16 protein-coding genes are annotated in these 16,748 nt (G+C 61.0%); 8 read left to right on the forward strand and 8 right to left on the reverse strand.

Annotation, left to right across the window (positions count from 1 at the left end; all coding sequences use genetic code 11):
• Positions 1-44 precede the first annotated feature (44 nt).
• Together MJQ68_RS04830 and MJQ68_RS04835 are read left to right on the forward strand one after the other, a co-directional pair.
• Positions 45-629: a DUF6992 family protein gene (locus tag MJQ68_RS04830; RefSeq protein WP_238749882.1), complete on the forward strand. Its 585-nt coding sequence runs from the start codon at positions 45-47 to the stop codon at positions 627-629.
• Positions 630-821: 192 nt separating this feature from the next.
• The gene (locus tag MJQ68_RS04835) at positions 822-3,923 is read left to right on the forward strand and encodes a ligand-binding sensor domain-containing protein (protein WP_238749883.1); all 3,102 of its coding nucleotides are present in this window, start codon (positions 822-824) and stop codon (positions 3,921-3,923) included.
• A 1-nt stretch (position 3,924) separates the two neighbouring features.
• On the opposite strand, the gene MJQ68_RS04840 is transcribed toward MJQ68_RS04835, so the two are convergent.
• From MJQ68_RS04840 to MJQ68_RS04860, 5 genes are all read right to left on the reverse strand, one after another.
• Positions 3,925-4,980, reverse strand: a complete 1,056-nt coding sequence (locus MJQ68_RS04840) for a lactonase family protein (protein ID WP_238749884.1) — start codon at positions 4,978-4,980, stop codon at positions 3,925-3,927.
• Positions 4,981-5,006: 26 nt separating this feature from the next.
• Positions 5,007-6,482 (reverse strand): sigma 54-interacting transcriptional regulator, encoded by a 1,476-nt coding sequence (locus MJQ68_RS04845; protein WP_238749885.1) that lies wholly within the window; start codon positions 6,480-6,482, stop codon positions 5,007-5,009.
• Positions 6,483-7,018: 536 nt separating this feature from the next.
• A complete protein-coding gene (locus tag MJQ68_RS04850; protein ID WP_238749886.1) occupies positions 7,019-7,558 on the reverse strand; it encodes a cob(I)yrinic acid a,c-diamide adenosyltransferase in 540 nt (179 codons plus the stop codon).
• On the reverse strand, positions 7,555-8,586 hold the full coding sequence (gene lpxD / locus MJQ68_RS04855) for a UDP-3-O-(3-hydroxymyristoyl)glucosamine N-acyltransferase (RefSeq protein WP_238749887.1): 1,032 nt from the start codon (positions 8,584-8,586) through the stop codon (positions 7,555-7,557). The genes MJQ68_RS04850 and lpxD overlap by 4 nt, the downstream gene beginning before the upstream one ends.
• A gap of 14 nt (positions 8,587-8,600) precedes the next feature.
• On the reverse strand, positions 8,601-8,885 hold the full coding sequence (locus tag MJQ68_RS04860) for a hypothetical protein (RefSeq protein WP_238749888.1): 285 nt from the start codon (positions 8,883-8,885) through the stop codon (positions 8,601-8,603).
• Positions 8,886-8,931: 46 nt separating this feature from the next.
• Between MJQ68_RS04860 and rfbD the strand changes: the two genes are divergently transcribed.
• Positions 8,932-9,813: a dTDP-4-dehydrorhamnose reductase gene (rfbD, locus tag MJQ68_RS04865; RefSeq protein WP_238749889.1), complete on the forward strand. Its 882-nt coding sequence runs from the start codon at positions 8,932-8,934 to the stop codon at positions 9,811-9,813.
• Here the strand turns inward: rfbD and argB are convergent.
• Both argB and MJQ68_RS04875 read right to left on the reverse strand, forming a co-directional pair.
• The gene (argB, locus tag MJQ68_RS04870; protein ID WP_238749891.1) at positions 9,775-10,542 is read right to left on the reverse strand and encodes an acetylglutamate kinase; all 768 of its coding nucleotides are present in this window, start codon (positions 10,540-10,542) and stop codon (positions 9,775-9,777) included. The genes rfbD and argB overlap by 39 nt on opposite strands.
• Before the next feature lie 3 nt (positions 10,543-10,545).
• Positions 10,546-11,517, reverse strand: coding sequence for a TraB/GumN family protein (locus MJQ68_RS04875; protein ID WP_238749892.1), 972 nt, complete (start codon positions 11,515-11,517; stop codon positions 10,546-10,548).
• A gap of 131 nt (positions 11,518-11,648) precedes the next feature.
• Between MJQ68_RS04875 and MJQ68_RS04880 the strand changes: the two genes are divergently transcribed.
• Positions 11,649-12,065: a DoxX family membrane protein gene (locus MJQ68_RS04880; protein ID WP_238749893.1), complete on the forward strand. Its 417-nt coding sequence runs from the start codon at positions 11,649-11,651 to the stop codon at positions 12,063-12,065.
• A 52-nt stretch (positions 12,066-12,117) separates the two neighbouring features.
• Here MJQ68_RS04880 and MJQ68_RS04885 read toward each other — a convergent pair whose 3' ends face one another.
• Positions 12,118-12,885, reverse strand: coding sequence for an enoyl-CoA hydratase/isomerase family protein (locus MJQ68_RS04885; protein ID WP_238749894.1), 768 nt, complete (start codon positions 12,883-12,885; stop codon positions 12,118-12,120).
• A gap of 139 nt (positions 12,886-13,024) precedes the next feature.
• Here MJQ68_RS04885 and MJQ68_RS04890 point away from each other — a divergent pair, with 139 nt between their 5' ends.
• Genes MJQ68_RS04890 through MJQ68_RS04905 form a run of 4 tightly spaced genes read left to right on the forward strand, consistent with a single transcriptional unit; the run spans position 13,025 to position 16,740 of the window.
• Positions 13,025-14,191, forward strand: a complete 1,167-nt coding sequence (locus tag MJQ68_RS04890; RefSeq protein WP_238749895.1) for a homogentisate 1,2-dioxygenase — start codon at positions 13,025-13,027, stop codon at positions 14,189-14,191.
• Positions 14,181-15,365, forward strand: coding sequence for a fumarylacetoacetase (fahA, locus tag MJQ68_RS04895; protein WP_238749896.1), 1,185 nt, complete (start codon positions 14,181-14,183; stop codon positions 15,363-15,365). The genes MJQ68_RS04890 and fahA overlap by 11 nt, the downstream gene beginning before the upstream one ends.
• A 30-nt stretch (positions 15,366-15,395) precedes the next feature.
• Positions 15,396-16,256 carry a flavin reductase family protein gene (locus MJQ68_RS04900; RefSeq protein ID WP_238749897.1) on the forward strand — a complete coding sequence of 287 codons (861 nt, stop codon included), beginning with the start codon at positions 15,396-15,398 and terminating at the stop codon, positions 16,254-16,256.
• A gap of 40 nt (positions 16,257-16,296) precedes the next feature.
• Entirely contained in the window at positions 16,297-16,740 is a 444-nt protein-coding gene (locus MJQ68_RS04905) for an acyl-CoA thioesterase (RefSeq protein WP_238749898.1), read from the forward strand.
• Positions 16,741-16,748: the final 8 nt, after the last annotated feature.

A 16,748-nucleotide genomic window follows, 5' to 3' on the forward strand; every position in this document is an offset into this window, starting at 1 on the left:
CGCCGTTCAGTACGGTAGTTGACTTACTCACTGAAAGCCTGCCCGTGCGTACCCCACTTACTCTGCTGCTCGTCGTATTCCTTTGCACCTGCGTCCCCGCCCAGGAGTTGCTGCCACCGGAGACGGGTGTGTATTTGGAGCGGGTGGCACAGCAGCGCGGGGCTATGCTACTACTCGGGGGCTGGGCGGTCGGCAACATCGGTCTCGGCCTGGTACTGCGCGCCAACGGAATGGGGGAGGCGCGGCGGTTTCACGAAATGAATGCGATCTGGAATACGGTGAATCTGGGGATCGCGGGCTTCGGCCTCTACGCGGCGCTGCGCGAGCCGGCTACGATGGGGGCGTTCGATGCCCTGCGGGCTAATGTGGGTTTTCAGAAAGTACTGTTATTCAATGCGGGGCTGGACGTCGGGTACATCATGGGGGGGCTGTACCTGATGGAGCGGGGCAGACGACCGGAGGCGGATACGGACCGGCTGCGGGGCTACGGAAAGGCCGTGATCCTGCAGGGGAGCTTTTTGTTTGCCTTTGATCTGATCAACTACTTCATCGCCAGTGGGCGCACAGCGGCCTACGGACCGATCCTGGGAGCGGTGGGGGAGGGTATCGGGTTGCGGTGGGTATTCTGAGCGATGGCCCCGGCCGCATTATGCGGCGCGGGGACGATCAAACTTGTGTATACGGCCGGCCAGGTGCCGGCAACTGTGAATGCGGTGTAGCTACTCACACAACCACGTATGGGGGCAGGCTAGTGCGCAGCTCGCATCCTTAACACCGTTCGGTAGACGGAGTGCCGTACCTTGTGGGGGAAGCCCATTCTCGTGAAACACCTACTTTGTTACGCCTTACTGCTGTTCGCCACTACTCTTGCAGCGCAGAGTGGCCGGATCGAGTACTTCACGGTCACTGACGGGCTATCGACCCGTGAGATCAACGACCTGTACATCGGTGACGATGGCTACCTCTGGGTGGCGACGATGGACGGCCTCAACCGCTTCGACGGCCACTCCTTCATGAGCTTCGGTAGCGGAGCTCTGAGCGACACGCGACTCAGCCGGGGGGCCATCGCCTCCATCAGTGCCGATAACGACCAGCGGTTGGTGATCACCTTCAACGAGTTCTACGGCTACTTCGACCGCTTCGATCCGCGCGACTTTACCGTAGAGCAGGTGCAAATAGTGCCCAGTACGGGGGTGGTGGGCTATCCGCGTGCCATCGTGACCGATCACTTCGGCCGAACGTTCGTAGTCACGATCGGGCAGGAAGGCACTACCCTGTATGAGTATACCGACCGCGGCTTCATGTCCATATTCCACGAGCCGGACGACGGCTGGCTCAGCTTCGCGCCCCAGGTGCAGCTGCTGCCCCTGAACAACGGGCAGTTCCTACTCTACGATGAGGAGCACGGGTTTCGCCACATCTCGGCTACGGGAAAAATACTCGACCGCTTCTTCCCCCGTACCTCCGGTCAGCGTAGGTTCTATACGATGAAGGAAGGGCCGGACGGGCTGGTCTATCTGAGCTTCCGCGATGGCTACCCCCTGTACCGCTGGACGCCGGGCGATGCGCGCAATCCGGTACCCGTACCCGATCTGGATGACGGGCTGGACTGTACCCAAATTTATAAGGACAAACTCGGGCAGCTGCTCTTCCTGGCTACGGAGGATATTCTGGGGCAGCGCTATCCGGATGAGTACTACCTGCTGGATACTTCCGGTACATTCAAGCTCTTCGAGCGGGAGCTGCCTACCGACCGCCTGGTATCCAGTGCGGCCGCTTTGAACTTCAACGAAACCACCTACCTGGGTCTGCGGGAGGGGCTGGGCGTGATGGAGCGCTACGTCAAGTCGATCGAATCGTACCTGGTGAGCGACGACGACAACAGCCTCTACCAGCCCGAGGTGCGCGGTATCACGGGGGACCGCTACGGCACGGCCTATATCATCGATGCCAACGGAGTCCTCCACAGTCTGGCCGCAAACAAGACCGAGCTGCAGCAGCGGGAGCTGCTCACCGCGAATGGGGAACCCCTGCGGATGCGGGAGGCTACGCAGCTGGTATACGACGCGAAACGCGATGCGGTGTGGGGCATTGCACAGCCCCTCGGACTCAGTAAGGGCGGTCTGTTGTTTCGCTACGACCTGGTCGATAGCACCACGTCGGTGTATACATCCCGCTACCCCTTTACCGCGCTTGCCGTGGACCCGCAGGGGCAGGTATTCCTGGGCGCTTCGGATCCGCGCAAAGTGGGTCTCATGCTACAGTTCGATCCCAGTACGGGGGTGTTTACCGAACTGAAGGATGCCGACTCCAGTGAGGAGGGGATCCGGGGGCTGCGGATCAACTACCTGTACCCCTCCCGCACGGGACTGCTACTGCTCGGTACCCGCAACCGGGGTTTGGTAAGCTACAACCCGAATACAGGAGAATCTGTCTTCCACAGCGACCTGCCGGGTATGGAAGAATCGGTGGGGATGAACGCCTACACCATCAATACCATCTACGAAGATGAAGCCAACAAGTGGTGGCTGGGCACGGACGCCGGCCTGCAGATATTAGACCCCGCCGACGGCTCCATCGAGCGCTACGGCCGGCAGAACGGACTGAGCAGCAACACCGTAGTGGGTATAGTGCCGGATAGCAGCGGGGGATATTGGCTCAGCACCCACAATGGACTGGTCCACCTGCCGAGCGACCTCAGGACCGGCACCTACCGCCGCTATTACCTGGAGGACGGGCTGACCAATGACGAATTTAGCCGCTTCAGTTACTACCGCAGTACGGATGGTCGCTACTTCTTCGGGGGTGACCAGGGCCTGTCCGTATTCCGCGACGAGGACCTGAGCAGTGAAACGGCCGGCTCCGACGTGATGCTTACCGAAGTGGTGGTCTACGGCCGCGGGGAGACCCGTACGATCACCCGCAACCTGCACGAGCTGGAGGAGATTACCGTAAAGGCCAATGAAAAAAGCGTAGCGGTATCCTTCGCCCTGCCGGTCGGTCAGCGGCCCAGCCTAACGCAGTTTCGGGTTAAGCTCGAGGGGTTCAGCGAAGAATGGCGCACGCTGCGCAACGAACGGACGATCCGCTTCAACAACCTCCCGGGGGGCACCTACCGCCTGCTGGTGCAGGGTGCGGGAAGTAACGGCAACTACGGCGAGCAAATGCGTACCCTCACCATCCGCGTGAAACAGTACCTCATTGAAAAGACCTGGTTCCAGTTTCTGATCGCGCTGGTGATCGTAGGCCTGTTTTTCTTCATCCTACAGGCCAAGTTGCGGGAACGCCTGCGCAACGAGCAGCTCCGTACGCAGCTCAGTAGCGACATCCACGACGAAGTGAGCGGCCTGCTGGCCGGTATCACCCTACAGGCCGAGCTGCTTCAGGGTAAGACCGACGATGAGCGGCTGCGCAACCGCCTGCAGACCGTAGGGGAGGCCGGCCGTAACGCGATGAGCAAAATGAGCGATGTGATCTGGAGCATAGATAGTCGCCGGGATACCATCGGTAACGTGCTGCAACGCATGCAGGAGCACGCCGATGAAGTACTGCTGCCACTCGACATCCGCTACGACTTCAAGGCCTCCGGCTTCAACGAGGAGAGCAAGATACCGGGCAACGTGCGTCAGGATCTGTACTTCATCTATAAGGAAGCGATCAATAATATCGCTCGTCACAGCAAGGCCACCCAGGTCGAAATCGAGCTCGAGCAGTATGCCCAGAATTTCGAGATGTTTATTCGCGACAACGGGCAGGGCAGCAAGAGCAAGGACGCTCCGGCCTATTCTTCCTCCCGCTTCACCCCCAAGACCGGCCAGGGCAAGGATAATATGAAGATGCGATCCCAGCGCCTGCGGGCCGAGCTCACCATCGACGACCGGGCGGGCTACACGCTCACGCTGCGCATGCGGCGATTCGCCTGAGCTAGAGTGTCATCCACTTCAGGCAGGTAGGGCTGGGTACTTTCTTGACTACGTGATGCAGCTGTAAGCCACCCCCCGTACCCCGCCGGAATACTCCGATGCTGTGGTCTTTTAGATTGCCGGTCAGTAGCCACTGCCCATCGGGCGTCACGCTGATGTCGCGGGGTCGCTGTCCGCCACTGGGATAGGTATCCCGTACCGTCAGGGAGCCGGCGCGCACGTCGAGCCGCATGGCCGTCACTACGCTGAAGTTGCGGTCGCTGACGTAGACGTGCTTACCGCTGGCGTCCATTCGCACGGCAGCTCCGCTTGCCTGATCGACCACCCGCTCGGGCAAGTAAAGTGCCTCCTGGATGATCCGGGGGCGGTCTTCCCGCAGATCGATCAGTACGCAGACGCCCCGTAGCTCGCAGACTACCACGGCAAACTCCCCGCCGGGGTGCAGTGCAATGTGCCGTGGTCCGGCCCCGTCCTGAAAATTGATGCCGTGGTCGGGCAGTACCGTGAGCTGACCGCCGGCTTGCCGCGCGAACACCCGCAGCCGATCGCCGCCCAGATCACAGATGTATACCCGCTGCCGTCGTGGATCGTACGCGGCACAGTGAGCGTGGGGCTGCTCGTTGGTCCCAGCTAGGCGCAGGGCGATGTGCTGCAGCAGCTCTCCGGGGGTACCCTCGGGGGACTTGGCAAACACATCCACCGTACCGCTGGAGTAGCTGCTTACGATGAGCGTATCGTCTATGCCCACCAGGTGGCAGGGATGATCACCGTGTAGCAGCGATTCTCCGGCGGGGGTGAAGGTGATGCGGCGGTCTGCCTGCCGCGCGACGCGGAAGGCAACTACCGCAGGATCGGCCGAGTGGGGGCATTCCCGAACGGCGTAGACCATCTTGCGCGCATCATCTACCCAGAGGTAGCTGGGGTTGGTGGTGGGTACGTAGCCGCGAAAGCTGAGCTGGCCCGTCGTGGGGGAGAAGTCATAAGCAGAAATGCCCCGGGCCTTGCCCGGAGCATTTTCGTTCATATCGATCGTGTAGGCCCCCACCAGTAATACCATAGCATCCGCGTTTGGGCGGAAGATAGTTAACTGAAGTCGTCGGTACCGAACATGTCGGCAAGGATATCGCGGAAGTTCAGGCGGTTGTGCAGGGCTTCCTTATTGAGCACTTCCATCTCCGCCAGTCCCTGCAGTACCAGTTCCATGTACAGGTAGGTCTCCATCTCACTGAGTTTGTCCTCGATGGTCGAGTTGACGAACTTGCGCAGGCCGGCTACGTCGTCCAGGGCTTTTTTGTAGTCAGTGTTGCTGCCATCGGTGAGCAGCTCCACGATGTTGCCGCCACTGAAGTACGCGCGGATCACGCCGTACGGATCGCTCTGACTACGACCGTCGGCACTCACCTCACTAGGGTCGGGGAAGTGCTGCAGGAAGCTCGTCTTGATAGACTTACCGAGCAGCTTCATAGCCACGCCGTAGGCTCCCTCCTGCTCGCCTTCGTAGACCAGCTCTACCTTGCCGGTAATGGCGGGCACCACACCCCAAAAATCGGTGATGCGCGCGAAGGTGTCCGTGTCCCCATTGATCAGGGCGCGCCGCTCGGCAGTAGATACCAGGTTCTCCAGCGCGGTGATACTGAGTCGGGCACTGACGCCTGACTTCTCATCGATGTACTCGCTCTCGCGGGCGGCGAACGACAGTTGCTCCAGCATCACATTGAGTAGCTCCGGCACTTCTACCATGCTGGACTGCTCTTCGGTCAGCGTAGCTTCCTGCGCCGTGATCTGACGAGCAATGGCCACGGTCTTGGGGTAGTGCGTGAGGATCTGGGATTCGATACGGTCCTTAAGCGGCGTGATGATGCTGCCACGGTTGGTGTAATCCTCGGGGTTTGCCGTGAAGAGAAACTGGATGTCCAGCGGCAGCCGCAGCTTGAAGCCACGGATCTGGATGTCCCCCTCCTGTAAGATATTGAATAGCGACACCTGGATGCGGGCCTGCAGGTCGGGGAGCTCGTTGATCACGAAGATGCCCCGGTGAGCGCGCGGTACCAGTCCGTAGTGGATGACACGCTCGTCGGCGTAGGTCAGTTTGAGGGTGGCGGCCTTGATGGGGTCTACGTCGCCGATCAGGTCGGCTACGGACACATCGGGAGTAGCTAGTTTCTCTACATAGCGGTCATCGCGGTGCCACCATTCGATGGGGGTCTCGTCGCCCAATTCCGCAATCAGGTCGGCCGATGACCGGCTGATCGGAGCCAGAGGGTCGTCGTTGAGTTCGCTGCCGGCCACTACGGGTACGTATTCGTCTAGTAGGTTGACCAGCAGGCGGGCGATGCGGGTCTTGGCCTGTCCGCGCAGTCCCAGCAGCAGCACGCTGTGCCGGCTCAGGATCGCACGCTGGATATCGGGCAGCACCGTATCGTCGAAGCCGATGATGCCGGGGAAGACGTCTTGCTTATTCTTTAGTCGCTGCACGAGGTTGTCCCGCAATTCCTGCTTGACGCTGCGGGGGGTGTAGCCGGTCGCTTTGAGTGCACCGAGGGTCTTGGCCTGGGCCATAGATAGCTTAGTTAGATGGGGGAAAGTTGTTTAACGGCTGGCCGTAGCTTTGGTTGTGCGGCGGCGCGCGGGTGCGGGGGGGCAGTCACCTAGCTATCTCAGCAGCGTTCAAACCGAGCGAAATACGCGTATCCGTGCGCTTGCCGACCGAAAATCAAGCGAATCGTGCCACAGATTCCGAATGATCGGTGGCGGACACGTTAAAGTCCGCAGGATATTGCGCATTGTGATAAGTATTTTGTATATTTAAATACTTTTTCACACCATAATTAAAACCTCATGGACATTTTCGCAGTCGCCCTCATCATCCTCCTGGTCCTATCGCTACTGGCTATGGCCGGTTACGTCCTTTACCGCGCTATCACCGGTTCGCTTACCCACTAGGGAATCCACCTTTTCGCGCACTAAATTCGACGTATCGGACTAACTATTACTCAATTAAGTCGGTGCTCGCCACCGACACTACTATACTATTGTGCCTTTCCGGCACTACTTGACGCACGCACTACTCCAGGGTAGTGGGTGCGTCCCTGTTTCTATGACACCCATTTGATCTCCTCCACGTCCCCGAGCTTGCCCAGGTAGCGGGACAGGACGAACAGGTAGTCACTCAGTCGATTCAGGTACACGATGACGGCGGGATCCACCGCGTCTACCTCGACGGTACGGCGTTCGGCCCGCCGGCATACGGTGCGAGCCAGGTGGGCAAAGCTGACGGCCTTGCTTCCTCCCGGTAGGATGAAGTGCGTCATTTTGGGGAGAGCCGTATCCATCCGGTCGATGGCAGTTTCCAGCTGCGTAGCGGCCTCCGGTGGTACTTCGTAGGCCTGCCCTTCCCGGTCGTCCGCCAGGGCTGCACCCAGGGCGAACAGCAGTTGCTGTTGCTGCAGTACTTCGGCGCGGATGCGGGTGTAGTCCGTTCCCTCGGAGGCGATGTGATCGCGCAGCAATCCCAGGCAGGCATTGAGTTCGTCTACCGTACCGTAGGCTTCCACGCGGGGGTCGGCCTTGCTGATGCGTCGGCCGCTGTACAGGCCGGTCTGCCCCTGGTCTCCGGTACGTGTATAGATCTTCATTCGTTCACTTTTTTCTCGATCCGCGCCAGCCGCCTGTACAGGTCAGGTAAGCGACCAATCAGGATGGTGCTTTTCACATAATCGCGGTAGCTAAAGGCCGGGGAGCCACCCAGTGCCTGGTTGGTTTCCTTGATGTGGCGGGCTACGCCGGACTGTGCCTGTAGATTGGTCCCGTCGGCTACGGTCAGGTGGCCGGCTATGCCGACCTGTCCACCAATGCGGCAGTTAGCGCCGATTTTCGTGGAACCGGCAATGCCGGCCTGGGCGGCGATGACCGTATTCGGTCCGATCTCTACATTATGGCCCACCTGGATCAGATTATCGAGCTTCACGCCCTTGCGGATCAGGGTGGCGCCCATCGTGGCCCGGTCGATGGTCGTGCCGGCACCGATCTCGACGTCGTCCTCGATCACGACCTTGCCCACCTGCGGCACCTTACGGTAGTTGCCCTCGCCGTCGGGTAGAAAACCGAAGCCGTCCGAGCCGATCACGGCATTGGCGTGGAGTACGCAGTTGTCGCCGATCACACAGCCCTGCAGGATGCGGGCGCCGGGATGGATCAGGCAGTTGGTGCCGATGCGCACGCCGTCCCCGATGTACACCTGGTCGAGCACCACGGTGCCGGCTCCGATAGTAGCCCGCTCACACACCACCGTGAACTTACCTACCCGGACTTCGTCTCCCAGTACCGCCGAGTCCGCTACGCTGGCGTGTTGACTTACCTGGCGCGGCAGCGTCGCGACCTGGTCCTGCTGGTAGACCTGTAGCAGGCCGCTGACGGTCTCGTATACGTTGTCTACCCGCAAGAGGGTAGGCCGGATACTCGTTTTGGGCTGAAATTCACGGCTTACCAATACGGCGGTGGCCATGGTCTGGTACAGATGGTGCTCGTAGGCGGGGTTGGCCAGGAAGGTGATCTGGCCGGCAGTAGCTTCTTCGATCCGCGCCGGACCGGTGATGACTACGTCGGGGTCTCCCTCTACGGTCGCATCGATAAGTTGGGCCAGGGCGGCGGCGGTTATTTGCATAGGTAGGGGAGCGCTTAAATAATCTCGGGTAGGTCGCCGTAGGGGTCCTCGGCCGGTTGTATGCGCCGCAGTACCTCCGCCTGCGTGTGCTGCATCGCTTCGAACTGCCGTAGCACGGAGGAGCGGAAGGACTCATCCACGTAGGCGCGCAGCTCGCCCAGATTGCCCAGGCGGTCCCCCTTACGGAAGCGGTAGATCTGCGTAAGACCCGCTAGCTCGAACTGTACGGGAAAGCGGCCGTCGTTCTCGAATATAGTAATCTGCATCCGGGCATCCGGGAGCCGACCAATGATGCGCATGGCTGGAAGGGTTTGGGCAAAAGTAGGGATTCTTACCTTCGTGCCAATGCAACGAATCATGATCTGTGGGGCCGGCGGCCAATTAGGCCAGAAACTCATCGGCGCGGCCAAGGCCGCACCGAACGATTGGCGCATCTTCGCCTACAACCGGTCCAGCCTCGATATCACCCGCCCGGAAGACCTGCGTGTCGCATTCGCCGAGGCCCGCCCGGATATCTGCTTTAATGCCGCAGCCTACACCGCCGTAGACCGCGCCGAGTCCGAGCCCGACAAGGCCGCAGCCATCAATATCGATGGTGCCCGCCGCCTGGCCGCCGCCTGTCATGAAGCCGGAATCGCCTTTGTGCACTTCAGTACGGACTACGTCTACGATGATGGCTACAACCGGCCGCTCAGCGAAACCGATCGTACCCTCGGCACCAGCGTGTACGCCCGCACCAAACTTCAGGGCGAGAACGAGGTCATGCGCCACCACCCCGGGGCCTACGTGATCCGCACCAGCTGGGTGTACGCCGAGTATGGGCAGAATTTCGTGCGCACGATGCTTCGTCTGGGCAGGGAGCGCGAGGAGCTGGGTATCGTTTGTGATCAGATCGGCTCACCCACCTACGCCGCTGACCTGGCCGCCGCCGCCATGCAGCTCTCGGCTTCGGGAGCTAAACCCGGGGTCTACAATTTTGCTAACAGTGGCGTTTGTAGCTGGTATGACCTAGCTAAGGCCGTACACGCGCTGGCGGGGATCGAGTGTGCCGTCCGGCCCATCATGACCAGTCAGTATCCCACCCCCGCCAAGCGGCCGTTCTACAGTGTGCTGGATACGCGCAAGATCGCCGCTACGGTCGGCACGCCCCGGCACTGGCACGAAGCCCTGGTGGCCTGTATGGCCAAACTACCCCGCCACGCAGCTAGTGCCACCCCCCCGGCGTAGCTCCGCCAGGCTGCCGATCCGTACGTCCTTGGCACCTGCGTGCAGCGCCCGGAAGGCATTATCGAGTTTGGGGAGCATGCCGCCGGCGATCGTGCCGTCTTCCCGCAGGGACGTGTAGCGGGATTCGCTGAGTTCCTCAATCATAGTGCTGGGATCGTCAAGCTGGGTGAGTACCCCAGGTAGTTCGAAGCAGTACTGAAGGCGTACGCTGTGCCCGTGGCCGGCCAGTGCGGCGGCCGTCTCCGTAGCAATGGTGTCCGCATTGGTGTTCAGCAGCTGCCCGCGGAGGTCGTGGGTGATGGGGCAGAGGACGGGTTGCATACCGAGCCGAAGCAGGGCATCGAGCAGGGCCACGTTGACTGCCGTGACGTCGCCGGCAAAGCCGTAGTCGATCGTGTCTACCGGGCGCTTGGTGGCCTGGATCGCGTTGCCATCCGCACCGCTCAGACCGATGGCGTTGCAGCCGCGCGACTGGAGTTGGGCAACAATATCCTTATTGAGCAGACCGGCGTACACCATGGTCACGATCTCGAGCGTAGCCTGATCCGTGATTCTGCGGCCATCGATCAGGACGGGTTCCTGCCCCATGGCGGAGAGTACCTGATTGGCGCGGCGTCCGCCGCCGTGTACGAGTACGGCAGGTTCGATCAGGCTCGCAAAGTAGTCCAGCGCCTCGTGGAGGGTGGCGGGATTATTGATGACGTTGCCACCGATTTTAAGTACGATCATGGACTAGGGGTAGACGGGCTCGACCGTGAGGCCCTCGGCGCGGAGCAGGGCGATGAGGCCGCGCTCGCCACCCAGGTGTCCGGCACCCACGGCATACAGCGAGGGGGTCAGGGCCAGGCGATCCATGATAACGGGGACCCAATTTTCGTTGCGGCGTACGACGAGGAGCTCTTCGAAGTTGCCGAAGCCGGCGCTCTGATCGGTGATCATTTGCGACATTTCAGCTACGGCCCGGCGCCGGTACATGGAGACCATTTCACCGAATTCGCTGTCGGTCTCTCCTGACTCGCCAGCCATATCGGTTACTACGGCGCGGTAAAGCATCTCGGCCTGGACGCTGTAGGGGATGCTGTCGAACAGGGCCAACTGGAAGTCCATGGTTTCGAGTCCGCCGATGGGCTTGTCGGCCGCCTGCGCTAGCTCGGAGAGCTCCAGCTCATACGACTTCATCTTGCTGTTATCTCCGGCCAGGGGATTGCCGCCGCTCAGGTCCTGCCCCACCATGGCGGAGAGGAACATCGGCTTCATTTTTTCCAGGAAGAACATTGGCATCCCGGTAGCTGAGAAGTAGGTGGCTACGCTGTCGTAGCGGGCCGGGGATAGCAGGTCCTTCAGGCTGGTGTCTCCGCGCATCTGGATCTGTCCCATCAGACCCATCATCTTGGCGGGGTCCTGCATATCGCGGGGGTCGATCTCGAAGTAGACCTCGTCGCTGTCGTTGATGGCGCGTACTACGGCCGACTCCAGGAAGTAATCGTCGCTGGGGATCAGGTGGATCGTACCGAACAGGTAGCTGACCCGCGCGGTATCGGCGGCAGTGGGGGAGCTGACCCGCCAGAGCAGGCTGGTGTCGGCCGTGGTGGGCACGTAGGATGCCAGGTCGACGACGGGGGCCGTACCCTGAGCCGACAGGCCGGGGGTAGTCTCCGGACTAGCCAGGCCAAGGAAAACGAAGAAGGGGAGCAGGTAGCGCATAGGGGAGTGTGGCAATTAGGTGCCGACCTTCAATAAAGCGTGAGCTGCCCCCCAGGTTGCAACTAAAACCTTAAAAGGTGTAGGCCATACCGGGCCATACCGGCGGGGCGGCGTGGTGTACCTTTGCGGTGATGAAAGACATCTTCGATCTGCTGGGACGCATCCTGCTTTCGTTCATCTTCTTCTTCGAGGCCTACGACTACTTCGCCTTCGAGCAGCTGAACCGGCAGGCCATGACGATCTACGGCCTGACCTGGAACCAGGACTTCTTCCTCTACGGAGCGATCCTTCTGCTGGTGCTGGGCGGACTGATGATGCTACTCGGCTACCGCATGCGCCTGGGTGCGGTACTGCTGCTCATCTACTGGGTGCCGCTGACCTTTGTCGTGCACGATTTCTGGACCGAGGCACCGGGGACCGAGGCGTACCGGCTACAGAGCCTGTTCTTTATGAAGAATCTGGCCATCATGGGCGGACTGATGCTGGCGGCTACGCACGTGAGTGGGCGGTACCGGCTGCGGCGGCTGTTTGCTACTACTCGGGTGTAGGGTTGACCACGGAGTACGCAGATTAAGGCACGGATTTATCACGGATTCAGCGTCACTTTAACGAGGCTACGAACATAGCCATCATTTGTTTGAAGACGGGGTCGCTGAAGTCCTCTTCGATGATATCGACCATTTCGTCTATACCGTAGTCTACGGTAGCGAGTAGGCCGCGGCGGAGGTAGCGCTTGGTGCGCTTGAAAACGGGAGGGTGTACCTGCATGAGCTGGCGGCAGTGGGCTTCGGCGCGGGGCAGTACCTGTTCTACGTCGGCGGCCTCATCGACTAGTCCCAGGGGGATGGCATCTTTGGCGGTGTACATTTTGGCCTGCTGCACGTTCTTCCACGCCCGGGCCTCGCCGGTGTAGTAGGCAAATATGTCGCCCATCATTTTGGGAATCTGCAGGCTCATGTTGAACTCATTCATGCCTACGGTATGCTTGGGCCCCTGTGCCATGATGCGGTAGTCTGCCGTCAGGGCGATGATGGTGCCGCCGGCGGGCGCGAAGCCGGTGACGGCCGCCACGAGGGGTTTTTCGAAGCGGACCATGGTCTGCAGGGCCGACAGGTAGCTGGCGAAGAACTCGCGCAGTCCCTGCTCGTCGGAGGTAGCCAGCATCTTGACGTCCAGTCCGGCGCAGAAGCAATTGGGCTTGCCGGCTAGTACTACGCCGTCTACCGTGTCGTTTCCGTCCAAGTCCAGAAAAGCCGCTTCCAGGTCCTTGGAGAGCTGGGTATTGATGGCGTTGACGCGGCCGTTGTCGAGGGTGACGGTGGCCAATCGGTCGGTGACGGTGACCTGTAGAGTAGAGTAGGTGGGCATGCAGTAGCTTGAGTTGGAAATTTGGGCTAAGTTAGCTACATCCGTCCGACCGCTTAAGCCGTCCGACGGGTAGTGAATACCCCGCCCACCAACTTCCTCCACCGTACATTGTTGTCCTAGCAACGAAGCTCAACCGATCATGCCCATTTATCACCACCTCGGCCAACTGCCCCCCAAGCGCCACACCCAGTTCCGCAAACCCGACGGCGGACTCTACTACGAGCAGCTCTTCGGTACCGTCGGCTTCGACGGCATGTCGTCCCTTTTGTACCACATCGGCCGGCCCACCCAGGTCAAGCGGATCGTCGGCAAGACCGATCTCACCCCCGCCGTAGCCGAAGCAAAAACCATCACGGCCCGCAAGTTGATCGGCTTCGATGTGGCTCCGCAGGACGACTTTCTGGCAGCGCGCAAGCCACTACTCGTCAATAGCAGCACGCAGATCGGCGTAGCCGCCCCGCGCCATTCCCTGCGCGACTACTTCTACAAAAACGCCGATGCCGACGAGCTGCTGTTCATCCACCGCGGTACTGGTACGCTGCGTACGCTGGTTGGAAACATTCCCTTCGAGTACGGCGACTACCTCGTCATCCCCCGCGGCATCATCTACCAGATCGACTTCGATACAGAGGACAACCGCATTCTTTACACCGAGTCTACCGATCCCATCTACACCCCCAAGCGGTACCGCAACCACTTCGGACAACTGCTTGAGCACTCGCCCTTTACCGAGCGTGACTACAAGCTGCCGCGCGACCTGGAGACCCACGACGAGGAGGGTGAGTTCACGATCAAGATCAAGAAGCAGGGTATGCTGCACGAGCTGGTCTACGCCAGCCACCCCTTCGACGTGGTGGGCTGGGACGGCTACAATTTTCCCTACGGCTTCAGCATCCACAACTTCGAGCCCATCACCGGGCGGGTACACCAGCCGCCACCGGTACACCAGACCTTCGAGACCAAGTCCTTCGTCGTCTGCTCCTTCTGTCCGCGGCTGTACGACTATCACCCCCTGGCCATCCCCGCGCCCTACAACCACTCTAACATCGATTCCGACGAGGTGCTCTACTACGTCGATGGCGACTTTATGAGCCGCACCGGTATCGGTCCGGGCTACCTCACGTTGCACCCCGGCGGCATCCCCCACGGTCCCCACCCGGGTACCTACGAGGGCAGTATCGGCAAGACCGGCACGGAGGAACTGGCCGTCATGATCGACACCTTCCACCCCCTGCAGGTCACCGCCGAGGCCGCCAAGATCGACGACGGTAAGTACTACCAATCCTGGCTCGCCGATGCACATTGATATTCCCGCAGGCAGCGACTTCACCCTCGCCAACCTGCCCTTCGGCATCTTTTCCACGGCCGGCACCTCCCCCCGTGCGGGAATAGCGATCGGCGAGTCGATTCTCGACCTGGCCGCGCTGGCCAGCACAGGCTGCTTCGACTTCGACGCCAGCGTACTTTCCCGCCCCGTCCTGAACGACTTCATTGCCCTCGGTAAGCCGGTCACCAACGGGGCGCGCGCGCAGGTGCGGAGCTGGGTCCAGGAAGGGCCTTCTCCTATTCGACCGGAGCACCTAGTGCCCATGCAGGAGGCCCGACTCCACCTGCCCATCCGTATCGGTGACTACACCGACTTCTACTCCAGCATCGAGCACGCTACGAACGTCGGTCGCATGTTCCGCGACCCCGACAACGCCCTGCTACCCAACTGGCGCCACCTGCCGGTCGGCTACCACGGGCGGGCCTCTTCGATCGTGGTGAGTGGTGAGCCGATCCGCCGGCCGTGCGGACAGCTCCTACCCCAGGACGTACAGACCCCCGTATTTCAACCTACCGAGCGACTAGATTTCGAGCTAGAGATGGCCTTTGTGATCGGTAGGGATTCGAAGCTCGGCACACCGGTACCCGTGGCGGAAGCCGAGGACTACATCTTCGGCTTAGCGCTCTTCAACGATTGGTCGGCCCGTGACATCCAGAAGTGGGAGTACGTGCCCCTCGGTCCGTTTCTGGGCAAGAGCTTTGCCTCCAGTATGGCCCCCTGGATCGTGCCCCTGGAAGCACTACAACCCTTCCGCCTTCCCGGCCCCGTGCAGCAGCCCCGCCCCCTGGAATATCTCCGTGACCCCGATAGCTATCGGAGCCCCGCCAACTACGACGTAGCGCTTACCGCGGCCATCAATGACCGTATCGTGTCCCGCTCCAACACCCGCCACCTGTACTGGTCTATGCCGCAGCAGATCGCCCACCATACCAGCAACGGCTGCAATCTGCGCGTCGGTGATCTGATGGCAAGTGGCACGATCTCCGGTCCCGATGCCGGTTCGTACGGCTCCCTGCTGGAACTCACCCAGAACGGCACGACCGGAAAATTCCTGCAGGACGGCGATACCGTAACACTATCCGCCCACGCCGGGGAGGGAGCTGCCCGCGTTGGCTTCGGACAGGTGAGCGGACGAATCGAGCCCGCGCAGTAACCGCACTACACTACGCCTTATAATCAACCCATGATCTTAGACCCCAACGACCTATCCGCCGGCGACCTGTACGGCTACTTGTCCACCGCCGTGGCGCCGCGTCCCATCGCCTTTGTCTCTACAGTGGATGCTAACGGACGGGTGAATCTGAGCCCCTTCAGCTACTTCAATGTGTTCAGTACCCGGCCGCCCATCCTGGTGTTCTCACCCATTCGGCGGGGCCGCGACGGCAGTGCGAAGGATACGCTGAACAACGTACACGAGGTAGCCGAGGCCACCATCAGCATCGTGAACTACCCGATGGTGGAGCAGGTCTCGTTGACCAGTACGGAATATCCCACGGGGGTCAATGAGTTTGGCAAGGGGGGCTTTACCGAAGTAGCCAGCGAGGTCGTGCGGCCGCCCCGGGTGGGGGAGGCGCCAGTCTGCTTCGAGTGCCGCGTCAATGAAGTGATCGCCCTGGGGGAGGGTGGGGGAGCCGGTAACCTGGTCGTCTGCGAAGTGCTGCGCATCCATGTGCAGGAGGGCATGCTGGACGACGACGGCAAACTAGCTACCCGCAAACTCGACCTGGTGGCCCGCCTGGGGGGCAGCGACTACGCCCGCATCACGCCGGAGACACTATTCGAGATCCCCAAGCCGCTGCGCAACTGCGGCATGGGCATCGACCAACTACCCGCGCACATCCGGCAGAGTACCGTACTGACCGGCAACAACCTCGGCCGCCTAGCCAATCAGGAGCAACTGCCGGATGCGGACACCATAAATCAGGTCCGCGATCTACCTGACGTACAGCGCGCACGCCGCCGCGGCACCGTACACTTGCACGAACTGGCCCAGGTCTACCTCCGGGAGGGCAGGGTAGTGGAGGCGCTGGCTATGCTGGTCTGACTGTTGCCCCCACGCTTTTCCTCACCGATAAACGTACTGTATGCTTACCCTTGAAGACTTCACCCACCTACACGATTTCCCCGTCCTCTGGGGGGATATGGACTCCGCCAATCACGTCAACAATCTGGTCTACCTGCGGTGGGCGGAGTCGGTCCGAGTGGTCTACTTCGAGGCCATCGGGGTGGATATCAGCTTCGGTCCCGAGGGCGGCACGGGGGGTATTCTGGCCTGGCAGGACTGCAAGTACACCTTCCCCATGACCTACCCCGACACCGCCCGGGTAGGCGCGCGCACCATCGAGGTGCTCGAAGATCGCTTCATCATGCAGACGGCCATATTCAGCCAGCGGCACGGACGGCTGGCGGCGGTAACCAAGCAGGCTATCGTACCCTACGATTACGCCGGCTTGCGCAAGGTGCCGCTACCGGACGCCTGGATCGCCGGCATCAAGCGGGAGGACCAAACCGTACGCACCCATTCGTAGCAGCGGGC

This window comes from Neolewinella maritima, assembly GCF_923081025.1.
Lineage (GTDB): Bacteria > Bacteroidota > Bacteroidia > Chitinophagales > Saprospiraceae > Neolewinella > Neolewinella maritima.